Origin of the sequence: Sphaerisporangium dianthi (assembly GCF_042654065.1) — a bacterium.
In the GTDB taxonomy this organism is placed as follows: Bacteria; Actinomycetota; Actinomycetes; order Streptosporangiales; family Streptosporangiaceae; genus Sphaerisporangium; species Sphaerisporangium dianthi.
The window spans coordinates 87,148-102,550 of the sequence record NZ_JBHSFP010000021.1; the positions used below are offsets into that span (position 1 = coordinate 87,148).

The 15,403-nt window shown below is 71.4% G+C and carries 13 protein-coding genes; 5 read left to right on the forward strand and 8 right to left on the reverse strand.

Annotation, left to right across the window (positions count from 1 at the left end; all coding sequences use genetic code 11):
- The first annotated feature begins 70 nt into the window (after nucleotides 1-70).
- Both ACFO60_RS26215 and ACFO60_RS26220 read left to right on the forward strand, forming a co-directional pair.
- Complete coding sequence (locus ACFO60_RS26215; protein ID WP_248961667.1) at nucleotides 71-304, forward strand: DUF4287 domain-containing protein; 234 nt, start codon at nucleotides 71-73, stop codon at nucleotides 302-304.
- A 107-nt stretch (nucleotides 305-411) separates the two neighbouring features.
- Complete coding sequence (locus ACFO60_RS26220) at nucleotides 412-822, forward strand: PPOX class F420-dependent oxidoreductase (RefSeq protein WP_380844579.1); 411 nt, start codon at nucleotides 412-414, stop codon at nucleotides 820-822.
- A 129-nt stretch (nucleotides 823-951) separates the two neighbouring features.
- Here ACFO60_RS26220 and ACFO60_RS26225 read toward each other — a convergent pair whose 3' ends face one another.
- The 3 genes from ACFO60_RS26225 to ACFO60_RS26235 form a co-directional block, all read right to left on the reverse strand.
- Nucleotides 952-2,172: an acetyl-CoA C-acetyltransferase gene (locus ACFO60_RS26225; RefSeq protein WP_380844582.1), complete on the reverse strand. Its 1,221-nt coding sequence runs from the start codon at nucleotides 2,170-2,172 to the stop codon at nucleotides 952-954.
- A 146-nt stretch (nucleotides 2,173-2,318) separates the two neighbouring features.
- Nucleotides 2,319-3,671 (reverse strand): outer membrane protein assembly factor BamB family protein, encoded by a 1,353-nt coding sequence (locus ACFO60_RS26230; protein ID WP_380844585.1) that lies wholly within the window; start codon nucleotides 3,669-3,671, stop codon nucleotides 2,319-2,321.
- 52 nt (nucleotides 3,672-3,723) lie between these two features.
- Nucleotides 3,724-4,728, reverse strand: a complete 1,005-nt coding sequence (locus ACFO60_RS26235; RefSeq protein WP_380844588.1) for an SGNH/GDSL hydrolase family protein — start codon at nucleotides 4,726-4,728, stop codon at nucleotides 3,724-3,726.
- Nucleotides 4,729-5,016: 288 nt separating this feature from the next.
- On the opposite strand from ACFO60_RS26235, the gene ACFO60_RS26240 reads away from it, so the two are divergent.
- Entirely contained in the window at nucleotides 5,017-6,396 is a 1,380-nt protein-coding gene (locus tag ACFO60_RS26240; RefSeq protein ID WP_380844591.1) for a cystathionine beta-synthase, read from the forward strand.
- Nucleotides 6,397-6,399: 3 nt separating this feature from the next.
- Here ACFO60_RS26240 and ACFO60_RS26245 read toward each other — a convergent pair whose 3' ends face one another.
- Complete coding sequence (locus tag ACFO60_RS26245; protein ID WP_380844594.1) at nucleotides 6,400-7,584, reverse strand: sensor histidine kinase; 1,185 nt, start codon at nucleotides 7,582-7,584, stop codon at nucleotides 6,400-6,402.
- Between the two features lie 394 nt (nucleotides 7,585-7,978).
- Between ACFO60_RS26245 and ACFO60_RS26250 the strand changes: the two genes are divergently transcribed.
- Nucleotides 7,979-9,124 (forward strand): cystathionine gamma-synthase, encoded by a 1,146-nt coding sequence (locus tag ACFO60_RS26250; protein ID WP_380844597.1) that lies wholly within the window; start codon nucleotides 7,979-7,981, stop codon nucleotides 9,122-9,124.
- A 33-nt stretch (nucleotides 9,125-9,157) separates the two neighbouring features.
- Here the strand turns inward: ACFO60_RS26250 and ACFO60_RS26255 are convergent, their stop codons facing one another.
- The 4 genes from ACFO60_RS26255 to ACFO60_RS26270 form a co-directional block, all read right to left on the reverse strand.
- On the reverse strand, nucleotides 9,158-9,589 hold the full coding sequence (locus tag ACFO60_RS26255; RefSeq protein WP_380844600.1) for a hypothetical protein: 432 nt from the start codon (nucleotides 9,587-9,589) through the stop codon (nucleotides 9,158-9,160).
- Between the two features lie 76 nt (nucleotides 9,590-9,665).
- A complete protein-coding gene (locus ACFO60_RS26260; protein ID WP_380844603.1) occupies nucleotides 9,666-9,827 on the reverse strand; it encodes a hypothetical protein in 162 nt (53 codons plus the stop codon).
- Nucleotides 9,828-10,030: 203 nt separating this feature from the next.
- On the reverse strand, nucleotides 10,031-11,995 hold the full coding sequence (locus tag ACFO60_RS26265; RefSeq protein WP_380844606.1) for a vWA domain-containing protein: 1,965 nt from the start codon (nucleotides 11,993-11,995) through the stop codon (nucleotides 10,031-10,033).
- Between the two features lie 227 nt (nucleotides 11,996-12,222).
- Nucleotides 12,223-13,683 carry a sigma 54-interacting transcriptional regulator gene (locus ACFO60_RS26270; protein ID WP_380844609.1) on the reverse strand — a complete coding sequence of 487 codons (1,461 nt, stop codon included), beginning with the start codon at nucleotides 13,681-13,683 and terminating at the stop codon, nucleotides 12,223-12,225.
- A gap of 171 nt (nucleotides 13,684-13,854) precedes the next feature.
- On the opposite strand from ACFO60_RS26270, the gene ACFO60_RS26275 reads away from it, so the two are divergent.
- Complete coding sequence (locus ACFO60_RS26275) at nucleotides 13,855-15,063, forward strand: FIST signal transduction protein (protein WP_380844611.1); 1,209 nt, start codon at nucleotides 13,855-13,857, stop codon at nucleotides 15,061-15,063.
- Nucleotides 15,064-15,403: the final 340 nt, after the last annotated feature.

Genomic DNA, 15,403 nt, shown 5'->3' on the forward strand with positions numbered 1-15,403 from the left:
TTGGGCCCTTGCCATCACGGGGCTGGTGATGCAGTGTCAAGCAAAAGAGGCTTCACTCATGGAGGTGCCCATGTCGTTGAACCACTCACCGGAGACGCAGAACAAGCTGATCGCGAGAGTTCCGGACATCACCGGACGCGCACTCCCAGAGTGGTTCCAAGCCATCGACAACGGCCCGTCGTTCCTGCGCTGTGATGAGCGGGCCAACTGGCTCGCCGACGAGCACGGGCTGACCCACGGCTACGCCGCCGCGATCGTCATCGAGCACGAGCGGCAACGTCGTTCCCGCATGGGCTTCATGTAAGCCCCTGCAGTTCAACGCGCCCACGTCATCGCCTGGCGTGGGCGCAGTCCTGTGCCGGGCACCTCCCGCCGTGACGTTTCCCGGCGGACATGGATCATCATGGAGACATGGATCTCGACAAGGCCCGTGAATTCCTCAGGAACAACCACCGCGCGGTGATGCTGACCTTCCATCCCGACGGCCGCCCGCAGATGTCCCCGGTGACGGTCGGCGTGGACGCCGCCGGTCACGCGGTCGTCAGCACCAGAGAGACCGCAGCCAAGATCCGCAACCTCCGCCGTGACCCGAAGGTCACCTTGTGCGTGATGACCGACGGCTTCTACGGCGACTGGATCCAGATCGAGGGCACCGCCGAGATCGTGTCCCTGCCCGAGGCGATGGAGCACCTGGTCGACTACTACCGCGACATCTCCGGCGAGCACCCCGACTGGGACGACTACCGCGCGGCCATGACGCGGGAGCGGCGGGTGATCGTCCGCATCGACCTCACCCGCGCGGGCCCCGACGTCCACGGCTGAGCCCACGACCGGGCGCCCGCGGACGGCTAACGGACACAAGCCCGGGGACGCGCTCATGGACACATCCGGGGACGCACTGGGCCCGGGGACGCGCTCACGGCCCGCCGTGGGCGCGTCCGGTCGCGGCGGCTAGTTGAGGCGCTCCAGCAGCATGGCCATGCCCTGGCCGCCGCCGACGCACATCGTCTCCAGGCCGATCGACTTGTCGTGGAAGCGCAGGCCGTTGAGCAGCGTGGAGGTGATGCGGGCGCCCGTCATGCCGAACGGGTGCCCGACGGCGATGGCGCCGCCGTTGACGTTCAGCCGGTCGATGTCGATGCCGAGCTCGGTGTAGGACGGGATCACCTGCGCGGCGAACGCCTCGTTGATCTCCACGAGGTCGACGTCGGAGATCGACATGCCCGCCCGGCGCAGTGCCTGCCGGGACGCCTCCACCGGCCCGAGGCCCATGATCTCGGGGGACAGGCCGGTGACGCCGGTCGAGACGATGCGGGCCAGCGGCGTGATGCCCAGCTCGGCGGCCTTCACGTCGCTCATCACGACCACCGCGGCGGCACCGTCGTTCAGCGGGCAGCAGTTGCCGGCCGTGACCGTGCCGTCGGGCCGGAACACCGGCTTGAGCTGGGAGACCGCCTCGTAGGTGGTGCCGGGCCTCGGGCCGTCGTCCTTGCTGACGACGGTGCCGTCGGGCAGCGTGACGGGGGTGATGTCCTGCTCCCAGAACCCGTTGGCGAGGGCCTTCTCGGCGAGGTTCTGCGAGCGGACGCCGAACTCGTCCTGCTCCTTTCGGCTCACGCCCCGCAGGCCCGCGACGTTCTCGGCGGTCTGGCCCATGGCGACGTAGACGTCGGGCATCCGCGCGTCCTGGCGAGGGTCGTGCCACGTGGGCGCGCCGCCCTCGGCGCGGGCGTCGGTGCGCTCCTTCGCGTCCAGGAAAAGCGGGTTGGTGGTGTCGGGCAGCGAGTCGGAGCTGCCCTTGACGAACCGGGAGACGCACTCGACGCCGGCCGAGATGAACACGTCCCCCTCGCCCGCCTTGATGGCGTGGAAGGCCATGCGCGTCGTCTGGAGCGAGGAGGAGCAGTAGCGGGTGACCGTGGTGCCGGGAACGCCGTCCAGGCCGAGCAGAACGGACACCACCCGGGCCATGTTGAAGCCCTGCTCGCCGCCCGGCAGGCCACAGCCCAGCATCAGGTCGTCGACCTCGTTGGGATCGAGCTGCGGGACCTTGTCCAGCGCGGCCTTGATCATCTGGACGGTGAGGTCGTCGGGACGGATGTCCTTGAGCGACCCCTTGAAGGCGCGGCCGATCGGCGAACGCGCCGTCGCGACGATGACTGCCTCGGGCATATGGCTCTCCTGGGTTCGTGGCAGGGCTCCCTCCAGCGGAGGTTACCGCGCGGTAGGGCCGTTGCCACCCGCCGGGGCGCCAAGAAACAGAACTATGTACGGCGAACACGTACCCGGTTCCGCCGGCCTGTGCTCCGGCCCACGTGTCAGCCGTACATGCCCGGAGCCGAGCCGGTGGCGTCCTGGACGGCGTGCACGGCGCCCTTCTCGTCGCGCCACAGGCGCCAGCCGTTCTGGCTGCCGGTGAACCACGGCGGCGGGGCAGACGTCCCCGGCAGGCGCTTGCCGGTGGCCAGGTCGAACTCGCACAGGGCGGCCGTGGAGTAGAAACCCCGCCCCGCCCCGCGCAGCGGCAGCGGCTTGGGGTCGGTGACGCAGAACGACCATCCGCGCTGCCCCTGGACCGGCGCCGGCCGTCCGGAGACGAGGTCGAACGCCGAGCCGGCGCCGCCGGGCTTGAGGAAGCCGAGCCTCGCCATGTCGCCGGGGAAGGCGAGCCACCAGCCGGTGCCGGGGACCTGCTCGGCGGTGATCTGCCCGGTCACCCGGCCGGTGCCGGGGTCGAGCCGGGCGAAGCCGCCGTACTGCCCCTGCTGGTCGATCGGGCGCACGACGGGGGCCAGCCCCGGGCTGCCGCTGGGGTAGACGCGGACGACCGACGGGCGCAGCCAGTTGACCCGGCCGTCCGACAGCCGCACCGAGAACACGCCGAAGGAGGAGACGCGGTTCTTGCCGGGGTTGGTGTACGGGGCGACGTAACCGACGAGGTCGGCCCCTGAGGCGCCGAAGGCCCAGCCGCCCGACAGGTCGACGCCGGGGCTGAGCGCCTGCTCCACCGGCAGTTGCCACACCGGCTTGCCGGTCGTGACGTCGTGGGAGGACAGGACGGGGTGCTTGGCCATGCGGAGCATCACGACCCGGGCCGCGTCGGACCACTCGACCTCGGCGATGCCGGGGAGTTTCCACAGGGTCCGGCCGGTGCGCGGGTCGAGCACCACCATGCGCGCCGATGCCAGGGCGGTGTTCTCCGACACGCAGATGTAGGGCCCGCACCGCTGGGGGCCGAAGGTGGAGTGGACGGGACGGGACCACTTCCGCTGCCCGGTGCGCGCGTCCACGGCGGTCAGGGCGGCGCTCCACCGGCCCCGCTCGACCGGCTCGACGGCCGCTATGACGCCCTGGCCGGCGCCGGTCTCGACGGCGGCCGGGGGTTGCACGCCCATGCCCGGCAGGCGCCCCGCGATCGTGGCCGGGCGGGCCCACAGCTTCTTGCCGCCGGACAGGTCCAGGGCGGTGGTCTCCAGCGTGCCGTCCGCGCTCATCGAGGTCACCGTGGCCACGCCGGCGGCCACGGTGGCGCGGCTGACGGCGTTGACCGCGTCGTTGCGCCAGGTCGGGTGCGTCTCGTCGCCGGCCGCCTTGCTGCCGGAGCAGCCGGCCATGGCCAGGATCCCGGCGAGCGTCAGGGCCGGTTTCGCGAGAGGCCGGATCACGGGCATTCCACTCCAATGCGGGCACGGGTGACGGCCTCGTCGCGGAGGGTGACCGGGTCTAGGCGCTGCGAGGCATCGCCCCCGGCCGCCGGCGCAGAATCATGGCCCATCTGCCGTGGGGGCCGGTCGCGCGGCCGGCGACGTGGGTCGCGGTGACCTCGGTGCCGGACTCCTCCGCGGCCTTGGCCGCCGCGAGGTAAATCGATTGCGATCCTTCGCCACGCTCGGGTTCGGCTTCGGGCCCGATTCCCAACGCGGCGCATACAGAAGGTAGCACTACGTAAGCGGACCGTTGGTAACCTCGGGCAGATGGGTGGTATCGGTCGGGTCCGAACATCTCGCCGGGATATGTCGCGAATTCCGGGCCGAGGACGTCGGCGAAGGCCACCGTGCGCCCGCCCTCCTCGATCACCGCGACGGTCTGCGCCGCCGCGAGCTGCCGGCTCCACCGCTGCGTCACCCAGCGCAGCGGCTGGGCGATCGGGCGGATCGTGCCGAGGTCGGGGCAGGTGCCGACGACGACCTCCGCGCCCGCCTCGCGCAGCCGCGCCACGGCCTCGCGCAGGTGGCCGACCGCGTCGGCGGGCTTGACCTTGGCGGTGACGTCGTTGGCGCCGACGAAGATCACCGCGATCTCGGGCCGCGTCTTGAGCGCGCGGTCCACCTGGTGGGAGAGGTCGGCCGAGATCGCGCCCGACCGGCCGAAGACGTCGAGCCGCACGGGCCGCCCGGCGGCGGCGGCGAGGCCGTTGGCGATGATCACGGCGGGGGTGTCGGCGGGGTCGGTCACGCCGAGCCCGACGGAGGTGGAGTCGCCGAGCATGACCATGGTGATCGGCCGGGCCGGCTCGCCGCCGGCGTGGGCCGGCCACTCGCCGTAGAGGCCGTCGGAGGCGGGGCCGTCCATGCCGTGGGGGCGGCCGACGAGTTTGCGGGCGACCATCGCCTCTGCGTTGAGGAGCACGTACATGGCGGCCCCGAGCGCCGTCACGCCACCGCCGCCCAACGCGGCCGCTGTGGCGATCCGGCGAGCCGCCCGTGCGGTCGCGGGCGTCCAGATCACTTCCAGTGTCCCTTCCTGGATCCTCTTACCTTCGTGATGATTCCCGTCAGGGTTGCGGTGCTCACCAGAACGACCGGCGATCGGTGAGGTCGGCGCGGCCGGGACGGCCCTTCGAGGGAGGCGGCCCCTTTGGTCCTTAGGGGTCCCCGGACTCGTGGCGGCCTGTCCCCTGTGGCACTGGTCGTGACGGTACGGTGAGGAATTGGAACCCAGCCGGACCCCGGATCTCGCACCGGAACCCGGCATCGACAAGCTGACAAAGCTTCGGCAAATGAGGTGTTATTCCCGGTGCGCGTACACGATTCGCTCATCGAGCTCATGGGCGATACTCCGCTCGTACGGCTGCGTAAGGTCACGGCCGGCATATCGGCTCAGGTGATCGCCAAGGTCGAGTACTTCAACCCCGGCGGCTCGGTCAAGGACCGCATCGCGCTGCGCATGGTCGAGGCCGCCGAGCGCTCGGGCGCGCTGCGGCCAGGCGGCACCATCGTGGAGCCCACCTCGGGCAACACCGGCATCGGCCTGGCCATCGTGGCCCAAGACCGAGGTTACCGCTGCCTGTTCGTGGTCCCCGACAAGGTGGCCCAGGACAAGATCTCCGTCCTGCGCGCGTACGGCGCCGAGGTCGTCGTCTGCCCGACGGCGGTCTCGCCCGACCACCCCGACTCCTACTACTCGGTCTCCGACCGGCTGGTGCGCGAGGTGCCGAACGCCTGGAAGCCCGACCAGTACTCCAACCCGGAGAACCCCGAGAGCCACTACCACTCGACCGGCCCCGAGATCTGGGAGCAGACCGAGGGGCGCATCACCCACTTCGTGACCGGCGTCGGCACGGGCGGCACGATCAGCGGCACCGGCCGTTACCTCAAGGAGGTCTCCGGCGGCCGGGTGCAGATCATCGGCGCCGACCCCGAGGGGTCGGTCTACTCGGGCGGCTCCGGGCGGCCCTACCTGGTCGAGGGCGTCGGCGAGGACTTCTGGCCCGCCACCTACGACACGAAGATCGCCGACCGCATCGTCGCGGTCTCCGACAAGGACTCCTTCTCGATGACGCGCCGCCTGGCGCGCGAGGAGGCCCTGCTGGTCGGCGGCTCCTGCGGCATGGCGGTCGTGGCGGCGCTGCGGGTGGCGGCCGAGGCCGGGCCGGACGCCGTCGTGGTCGTCCTGCTGCCCGACGGCGGGCGCGGCTACCTGTCCAAGATCTTCAACGACGACTGGATGGCCGACTACGGCTTCCTGACCTCCTCCAGCGACGAAGGGCTGGTCAGGGACGTGCTCGGCCGCAAGTCCCCCGGCCTGCCGGAGTTCGTGCACACCCACCCGCACGAGTCGGTCAGCACCGCCATCGCGATTATGCGCGAGTACAGCGTCTCGCAGCTGCCCGTCATGAAGGAGGAGCCGCCCGTCATGGCGGCCGAGGTGGTCGGCTCGATCGTCGAGCGCGACCTGCTGGAGGCCCTCTACCGGGGCAAGGTGCGCGGCGACGACCCCATCGAGGATCACATGTCCGCGCCGCTCCCCATGGTCGGCGCCGGAGAGCCGGTCGCGGTGGCCATCGAGGCGCTGGAGAAGGCCGACGCCGCGGTGGTCCTCGACGACGGCAAGCCCATCGGCCTGATCACCCGGCAGGACCTGCTGGCCTTCCTCGCGGGCACGCTGAACTCCTGACCCTCAGGACGCGGTGATCTCGCGGCCGGGACGGCCGGGGCGGTCGGGCGGGTCGAGCGGGAACCACGCCCGCACCTCCCAGGTGCCGTCCCCGGCCGGGCCGGCCAGCAGGTCGCCGCCGAGGGCCTTGACCCGCTCGGCCATGCCCACCAGGCCGTACCCGCCGCCCATCTTGGACAGACGCGGGTCCGCGGACGTGCGCTGGTTGCGCACGCGCAGCAGCACGCCGCGCTCGGCGTGCCGCAGGTCGGCCATCACCCAGGAGGCGTGCGGGGCGTGCCGCCGCACGTTCGTCAGGGCCTCCTGCAGCACCCGGTGCAGGGTGGTGAGCACCTCGGGCGCGAGCGACGGCTCGGCGAGCCCCTGCCCCACGTCGAACGCCACCGGCGGCCCGGACGCGGAGAAGCGCTCGACGAGCAGGCGCAGGTCGGCGAGGGTGGCGCCCGTGTGACGCGAGGCGTCGTCCTGCGCCCGCAGGACGCCGACCAGTCGGCGCATGGAGGCCAGCGCCTCGGCCCCCGCGCCGGCGATGGCCTCCAGCGCGGGCTCGACGGCCTGCGGCCGCAGGGCGGCCACCGTCCTCGCCGCCTGCGCCTGGACCACGATGCCGGTGATGTGGTGGGCGACCAGGTCGTGCAGCTCGCGGGCGAGTTCGAGGCGTTCGGCCCTGCGCACGGCGCTCACGGTCGCCTGGCGGCGTTCGAGCTGGTAACGCAGGTAGCCGCCGGCGCCCACCGCGACGGCCCAGGCGACGAACATCATGAACCCGAAGGCGAGGGAGGCGTTGGACATCGGGCGCAGGCTCGCCAGCTGCGACGTGACGGCCGACAGCACCGCCAGGATCACGGCCGTGCGCAGCGGCCGCACCCAGCGCACGACGCCCACCGTGATCAGCAGCAGCGCGCCGGCCTCGGCAGCGCCGGGAGCGCCCTCGGCGTGGAACACGAGCCCCGTGAGCGAGACGGCGGCGGACAGCGCCATGAGCAGCACCGCGCCCTGCACGCGGTAGCGGTGCCGCAGGAGGTAGGCGCCGATGCCGAGGAGACCGCACGGCGGGACCGCGAACTGCGCCTGGCGAAGCCCGAAGGCCAGAGCCACATCGGCCAGCAGCAGCAGGCACAGGAACCCGACCAGCGCGATCTCGCTGAGCCGCTGGACCATGGTGACCAGCCGCGGGCCATTCCTCACAGCCACCGAGGTTAGCCGCCCCCCGGCCCGGCCGTATCAGCCGTTCGGCCGAGGCCGCGAAGGCCGCGAAGGCGTGGCCCGCCGCGGTCGGGGAGCCCCGCCCGGGAACTCGGGGGCCCTATTACCGGAGGCCGGGGGGCCCACATGTGAAGGCGGGGGTTCACACGGGCGCTCAACTGTGGTCGTGCTCGCGCCGTCGTACGGCCCGTGCCGCGCGGCCGTCGCGTGGTGCGGCGAAACCGGAGCCGCCGGCGCGGGCGGCCGGCGGTTCCCCGGCCGGGGCTAGGGGTGCCGGACGCCGCCGCCGCCCTGTGACCGGCCGATTCCGGCGCGCCTCGCGGGCCGCGGTCCCCTGCCGCCGATTCGTCCTCCGGAAGGGCGATACCGTGAAGTCATGATTGAAGGCTTTGAGACACTGGCCGTTCACGCTGGCCAGGAGGCCGACCCGCACACCGGTGCGGTCGTGACCCCCATATACGCCGTGTCGACCTACAAGCAGGACGGCGTCGGGGGGCTGCGGTCGGGGTACGAGTACAGCCGCTCGGCGAACCCGACCAGGACCGCGCTCGAAGAGTGCCTGGCGGCGATCGAGGGCGGCACGCGCGGCATGGCGTTCGCCTCCGGCCTGGCGGCCGAGGACGCGCTGCTGCGCACGATCTGCCGGCCGGGCGACCACGTCATCATCCCCGACGACGCCTACGGCGGCACCTACCGGCTGTTCGCGAAGGTCCTCGAGCGCTGGGGCCTGCACTTCGACCCGGTGCCGCTGGGCGACCTGGACGCGGTTCGCGCCGCGGTGCGTCCCGCGAGCACCAAGGCCATCTGGGTGGAGACCCCGACCAACCCGCTGCTGAACATCGCCGACATCGAGGCGCTGGCCTCCATCGCGCACCAGGCGGACGCGAGGCTGGTGGTGGACAACACCTTCGCCTCGCCGTACCTGCAGCAGCCGCTCGCGCTGGGCGCCGACGTGGTGATCCACTCGACCACCAAGTACGTCGGCGGGCACTCCGACGTGATCGGCGGCGCGCTCGTCGCCCGCGACCGCGACCTCGGCGACGAGCTGGCCTACCACCAGAACGCCATGGGCGCCATCGCGGGCCCGTTCGACGCCTGGCTGACGCTGCGCGGCATCAAGACCCTCGCGCTGCGCATGGAGCGCCACTGCGACAACGCCGAGCGGGTCGTCGACCTGCTGCTGTCGCACCCCCGGGTGATCGAGGTGCTCTACCCGGGGCTCGCGAGCCACGCCGGGCACGAGGTGGCGGCCAAGCAGATGCGGCGGTTCGGCGGCATGGTGTCCTTCCGCGTCGCCGGCGGCGAGCAGGAGGCCGTCGAGGTCTGCAACCGCGCTCGGCTGTTCACGCTGGGCGAGTCGCTCGGTGGCGTCGAGTCGCTGATCGAGCACCCCGGGCGCATGACGCACGCCTCGGCGGCGGGCTCGCCGCTGGAGGTGCCCTCAGACCTGGTGCGGCTGTCGGTCGGCATCGAGACCGCCGGCGACCTCCTGGCGGACCTGACGCAGGCCCTGGGCTCCTGACGATCTCGGGAGGAACCCCTGGCGCCCGCGGCGTCAGGGGTTGAACCACACCATCAGCACCAGGATCACGAGCCAGATGAGGGCCATGATCGACGACAGGGTGGCGATGCGGCCGGTCTGCACCTTGGCGTCGTCTTCGGGCGCCTCGGTGGAGAGCGCCCGGACGGCGCCGCGCTGGTCGCGTTCGATGATGACCAGGAGCACCGCCGACACGATGAACAGCGTCATCGAGATCGACAGGTAGGGCCGCCCCAGGGCGCTGCCGCCCAGCGCGATGCCGAACAGGAACACGCCGAGGGTGAGGACGCCGAAGATGCGCGTCGTGCGGTGCAGATGACGCAGCACCCCGACGTCCCTGGCCCGGATGTATCGCGGTGTGAAACTGGTGGCGACCGTCACCGGCCCGATGGCGAAGATCGAGAAGCCGATGTGCAGCCACAGCAGGAGTTTGTCGAGGAACGACATGCCGCTGAGGCTATCGCCTCATTGATCAGAGTGGGAACGGTCTTGCGAACGGTCGGACGAAATCATGGGACACGGCTCATGCGTTCGGGACGTTCGGGACGTCCTCCGCCGTCTCCTCGGGGAGGACGGTCGGGACGGCCGCCGGCGGCCTGGCCCGCAGACGGCGGTTGTTCACGGTGAGCTCGAACATCGCCACCGTGATGATCATGGTCGCCAGGAGAGCGACTGCCGCGAACATTGCACTCTCCTTTCGTGACGGGCCGCACCGGCCGGTCGCTTTGCGATTGCGGTGGGAACACCTACCAATCAATATCCTCCGAGATTGCATATCAATCAGCAAGCGATTAATGGTGTGCATCGGAATTATCTCCGGAAGCCGCCCAACGAAATGGGCATACCCCCGCGAACCGGTTGATCGGCCCGTTCGCGGAGGCATGCCCATCAGCGCGAGCGGCGGGCCCGCAGGAAGTCGCTGACCACGTACTCGCCCAGACGGTCGGCGCTGGGGGAGAACACCCGGCCGCCGTTGCGCCGCGCCACCTCGTCCACGAACTCCTTGAGCCGCTCATCGGTGGCCAGCATGAAGATGTTGATCGTCGCCCGGCGCCGGGTCATCTTGTCGACCTCGGCCAAGGTCAGCTCCAGCGTCTCGCGCGAGGGCGGCCACTCGAACCACGAGCGGCCGTTGCGCATGAGATGGGCCGTCGGCTCGCCGTCGGTGACGACCAGCACCACAGGCTCGAAGTCCGGATGCCGGTCGAGGTGGCGGCCGGCGATCAGAAGCGCGTGGTGGAGGTTGGTCCCCTGCACCATGTCCCATTCGAGCCCGGCGAGCTCTTCGGGCTGGAGCACGCGGGCGTAGTTGGAGAAGCCGACGATCTGCACGGCGTCCCCGGGGAACTTCGAGGCGACCAGCGACTGCAGGGCGAGCGCCGTCTGCTTGGCGGGCGCCCAGGTGCCGCGCAGGGCCATCGAGTACGACAGGTCGACCAGCAGGCACACCGCGGCGGCGGTGCGCCGCTCGGTCTCGGCCACCTCGAAGTCGTCCACGGTCAGCGACACGCGGCCGTCCCCGTCCCCGCCCCCGAGCCCGCCGCGCCGCACGCCGTTGACCAGCGTGCGCACCACGTCGATGGGCTGCTCGTCGCCGAAGCGCCACGGGCGGGTGGTGCCGGTCAGCTCGCCCGCCGCCCCCGCGTCGTGCTGTTCGTGGTCGCCGCGGCGCCCGGCGTCCAGCGAGTCGAACACGCGGCGCAGCGCGGTCTCGCCGAGCCGGCGCACGGCCTTCGGGGTCAGCTCCAGCTTGCCGCGCTGCCGGCGGAGGTACCCCTGCTCCTCCAGTTCGCGCTCGATGCGCCTCAGCGCGTCCAGGTCGTCGACCGCCGAACGGCCGAGGGCGCGGCGGACCGCGGCCTCGTCGACGTCGTCGAGCCGCGCGCCCGGGTAGTCCTGGCCGAGCGACTGCTCCAGCCGGTCGAGGTCGGCCAGCTCCTCCAGCGCGCTGACGGCGTCGCCCATGCCGAGGGGCTGGTCGCCCTCCATGCGCTCGGAGCCGTCCCAGGCGAGGTCGGGACGCCGGGCGTACAGGGCCTCGCCGAGGCGGGCCATCTGCTCGGCGAGCCCGGCCTGCTGGAGCGTCTGGTCGATCAGCGCCTGCAGCTCGGCGCGCTGTTCGGGGGTCATGGAGGCGAGCATGCGCTGGGCCGCGGCGGCCCGGCGCGCCAAGATATCGACCAGTTCTTCCAGATTGCGGGGATTCTCCGGAAAGAGATCCCCGTATTTTTCCATGAATTGCTGGAAATCTTGCTGGGTGTGCTGGCCTCTGGAGTCCCGGTCCAGCATGTCGTTCAAATCCGACATCATCTGCCGGACCCGCTCCATCGCCTCCGGGTCCGGATTGGCCAGGGCATCCCGCATGCCGCGGAACCGGCTGTCCAGGACCTCCCTGCGCAGCAGGTCGCGCAGCTCCTCGAACGTCTGGCGCGCGGCGGGCGAGCGCCACTCGTAGGACCCGAGCTGCTGGACGGCGCTCGCGGTGTCGCCCGGCACCGAGTCCAGCTCGGCCTCGCGCAGCCGCGCGTCGTCGGAGGGGTCGGGGAACAGCTCGGCGCGCTCCTGCCCGATCGCCTTGTCCAGCAGGGCGCGCGCGCGTTCGAGGGTGCCGTTCAGGTTGCCGCGCTCGCGAAGCTCGCGCCGGCGGCGGCGCACCTCGCGCAGCAGCTCGTCGAGGCCGCGCCGGTCGGTGGCGCCGGGCAGGCCCCGCCTCAGCAGGTCACGAAGGGAGTCCAGCGGGGTGGAGCCGGACAGGATCGCGTCGCCCATCTCGTCGAGCGCGGCGCGGACGTCGTACGGGGGCGCCAGCGGGTCGGGCCCGTCGTGGTACTCGCCGTATCGGTAGCCACTCATCGCATGTGAGCCTAATCGTCGTGTGTCCGGTGTGAGAAGGATGTCGGTCAGGGCGTACAGGGGGCAGGGCCCGCGAGGAGGTTCGGCAGGGCCTACGAGGACGTCCGGTGGGGCGCGCGGGTCCGGTGGGGCGCGCGGGGACGTCCGGCCTCCCGGGACGGGGGAGGCCGGAGATCGGCCCGACCGGAGATCAGCCCGGCCGGAGGGAGCCGCTCGGGCGCGGACGCTCAGGTGCGGTAGACAGCGCCTCCGTCGACCTCGTCCTTGGACAGGCGGCGCAGGAGGTAGAGCCCTTCGAGGGCGAACTCGAGCGCGGCGGCGGCGTGCCCGGGCGACTCGTCGCCCTCGCCCATCCCGACGCCCGCCATGATCTTGGACAGGCCGTTGACCGGGCCGATCTGCTGCAGCAGCTCGGTGGCCGGCGTCAGCTCGCCCGATTCGACCCGGGCGCCTTCGGAGAACTTGTCGAGCAGCGCGGACAGGTCCATGCCGCCCAGGGTGCCGCGGAAGGTCTCGGCGACGGCCCGGCGCAGCAGGTGCGACAGCACCTCGACCTCGCGGCCCTCCTCGCTGACCTCGAACTCGACCTTGCCGCGCAGCGTGGGCACCACGCCCGGCAGGTCGCAGACCCGGGCCACCGGGCGTTCCTCCCCGGTGAGCGCCGCGCGGCGCACCGCGGAGGCGGCGGCCGTCTCGGCCGCGGCGATGGCGAAGCGCGCCGACACGCCCGACCGGGAGTCCACCGCCGTGGACTCGCGTACCAGGCGGGTGAACCGGGCGATCGTCTCGACCAGGTGCTCGGGCAGCTCGGCGCTCAGGCCGGCCTCGGCCGCGCCGTCCTCGCCCTGCTCGCGCCAGTTGAGCGCCGACTCCTGGCGGATGAGCGCCAGCTCGTACTCAAGGGTGAGCGGGTAGTGGGTGCGGATCTCCGCGCCGAAGCGGTCCTTCAGCGGGGTGATGATGCGGCCGCGGTTGGTGTAGTCCTCGGGGTTGGCGCTGGCGATGAGCAGGATGTCCAGGGGCAGCCGCAGGTTGTACCCGCGTACCTGGATGTCGCGCTCCTCCAGCACGTTGAGCAGCGACACCTGGATGCGCTCGGCCAGGTCGGGCAGCTCGTTGACCGAGAACACGCCCCGGTTGGTGCGGGGCACCAGGCCGTAGTGCACGGTCTCGGGGTCGCCGAGGGTGCGCCCTTCGGCGATCTTGATGGGGTCGACGTCGCCGATCAGGTCGCCCACGGAGGTGTCGGGCGTGGCGAGCTTCTCGCCGTACCGCTCGTCGCGGTGCTTCCAGGCGACCGGGAGGTCCTCGCCCTGCTCGGCGGCCAGCTTCAGGCAGCGCACGCACGCGGGGGCGTACGGATGGTCGTTGATCTCGCAGCCGTCGATGACGGGGGTCCACTCGTCGAGCAGGCCGGTGACGGTGCGGATCAGCCGGGTCTTGCCCTGACCGCGCTCACCCAGGAGTACCAGGTCGTGGCCCGCGAGCAGGGCTCGTTCGAGGTGGGGCAGCACGGTTTCGTCGAATCCGACGATGCCCGGGAATCTCGGCTCCCGTGCGCGTAACCTGGCCAGCAGATTTTCGCGGATCTCCGCCTTGACCGTGCGATAGGTGTGTCCACTTTCGCGCAGCTCGCGGAGAGTGCGAGCTTGCGGCGTTTCACTTCGCTGTGTGGGCGATTCATGCACGAAGACGAGACTACGTCGCGAGGCAGGGTGTCGGCAGCATTCCACATTTCGGATCTTGACCATTGCGGGACGCTCCGTATGCGTTGTTAGTCCCGTAGTGGGGAGAATCCGGCTAAGGGGGGCGAACGTACGACACACTACGACTCGCGACAGTGGAGGAGGGCGAGGCGTGTGGCAGTGCTGACGAGCCGGTTCGCGGATGGTCTCGCCGTGGGCCCCGACCTGATCGTCGCCGCGGAGTCCGCGGTACGCCAAGCGCTCTCCGGCCTGTCGGGACCGCCCGACCTCGTGTGCTTCTTCATCTGTGGCGAAGATCCCGAGGAGGTCGCCCAAGCCGGGCTGCGCGTCATGCGCATGGCGCCCGGCGCCGAGGTCATCGGCTGCAGCGCCACCGGCGTCATCGGCGACGGCCAGGGCGTCGAGCTGACCTCGGCGGTCAGCGCCTGGGCGGCCAGCTTCGAAGGCGGCCGCGCGTCCTCCTTCGCGCTGGAGACCCTCCGCATGGAAGACCGGTTCGTGATCATCGGCCTTCCCGACCGCGACCCCGACGACCGCGTGGCCATCCTGCTGGCCGACCCGTACAGCTTCCCCACCGACGCCTTCGTCGAGCACTCCGCCGATGTCCTCGGCGACCTGCCCATCGTCGGAGGCCTGGCCAACGGCACGGGCGGCCAGGGCTCGGTCCGCCTGTTCGCCGGCGGCGAGATGTACACCGAAGGGGCGATCGGCGTCATGCTGAACGGCCCGATCAACGTCAGCACCGTCGTCAGCCAGGGCTGCCGCCCGATCGGCCCCACCATGGTCGTCACCCGCTCCGAGGACAACCTGCTGCTCGAACTCGCCGGGCAGCCCGCGCTCGCGCGCCTGGAGGACATCGTCAGCGGCCTCGACGAGGAAGACCGGGAACTGGTCGCCTCCGGGCTGCAGATCGGCGTCGCGATGGACGAATACGCCGAAAGCCACGAACGCGGCGACTTCCTGATCCGCGGCATCCTCGGCATCGACCCCGAGCGCGAGGCCGTGGCCGTCGGCGACGTCCTCGACATCGGGCAAAGCGTGCGCTTCCAGGTCCGCGACGCCGCCGCGGCGGACGAGGACCTGTACGAGCTGCTCGACGCCCACGTGGAACAGCGCGGGCGCATCGACGGCGCGCTGCTGTTCTCCTGCAACGGCAGGGGCTCGGCCATGTTCGGCAGCTCCGACCACGACGTGCTCGCCCTGCACGACACCCTCGGCCCCATCGGCATGGCCGGGTTCTTCGCCGCCGGAGAGGTCGGCCCGGTAGGCGGCCACAACCACGTACACGGCTTCTCGGCCGCGATCCTCGTCTTCTCCTCCTCAAGCCCTCCCGGCGGCGAAAAAGCCGCCCAAACCACCTGATTTGTGTTTGCTTTTGCCTCGCTCCGCTCGGCGGGTTGTGTTTGCTTTCGCCTCGCTTCGCTCGGCGGGCTCGGGGCGCCTTTGAGGCGGCGCCCTTCGTCGTCGTACGGGCTCGTTCCTCACCCTCCCTCCTCCTCACGACACCGCCGCGCCCCGAGCTGTGTTTGCTTTGCCTCGCTCCGCTCGGCGGGTTGGGGGCTCCTCAGGACACCGCCGAGCCCCAGGAATCCCTCCTTGATGGGTGCGACCCCGGGATGGGGTCGGAGGGGTGGGACGTGTGATCCTTGGAGGCGCGCGGGTTCGGTCTCGGGGTCCGCGGTGGTCGTTTGCGAGATCTTGG

Excerpts from the sequence above, each read along its gene's own strand:
- ACFO60_RS26215 (WP_248961667.1), top strand. The coding sequence starts at position 71 with ATGTCGTTGAACCACTCACCGGAGACGCAGAACAAGCTGATCGCGAGA.
- ACFO60_RS26220 (WP_380844579.1), top strand. The coding sequence starts at position 412 with ATGGATCTCGACAAGGCCCGTGAATTCCTCAGGAACAACCACCGCGCG.
- ACFO60_RS26225 (WP_380844582.1), bottom strand. The coding sequence starts at position 2,172 with ATGCCCGAGGCAGTCATCGTCGCGACGGCGCGTTCGCCGATCGGCCGC.
- ACFO60_RS26230 (WP_380844585.1), bottom strand. The coding sequence starts at position 3,671 with ATGCCCGTGATCCGGCCTCTCGCGAAACCGGCCCTGACGCTCGCCGGG.
- ACFO60_RS26250 (WP_380844597.1), top strand. The coding sequence starts at position 7,979 with ATGATTGAAGGCTTTGAGACACTGGCCGTTCACGCTGGCCAGGAGGCC.
- ACFO60_RS26255 (WP_380844600.1), bottom strand. The coding sequence starts at position 9,589 with ATGTCGTTCCTCGACAAACTCCTGCTGTGGCTGCACATCGGCTTCTCG.
- ACFO60_RS26260 (WP_380844603.1), bottom strand. The coding sequence starts at position 9,827 with ATGTTCGCGGCAGTCGCTCTCCTGGCGACCATGATCATCACGGTGGCG.
- ACFO60_RS26265 (WP_380844606.1), bottom strand. The coding sequence starts at position 11,995 with ATGAGTGGCTACCGATACGGCGAGTACCACGACGGGCCCGACCCGCTG.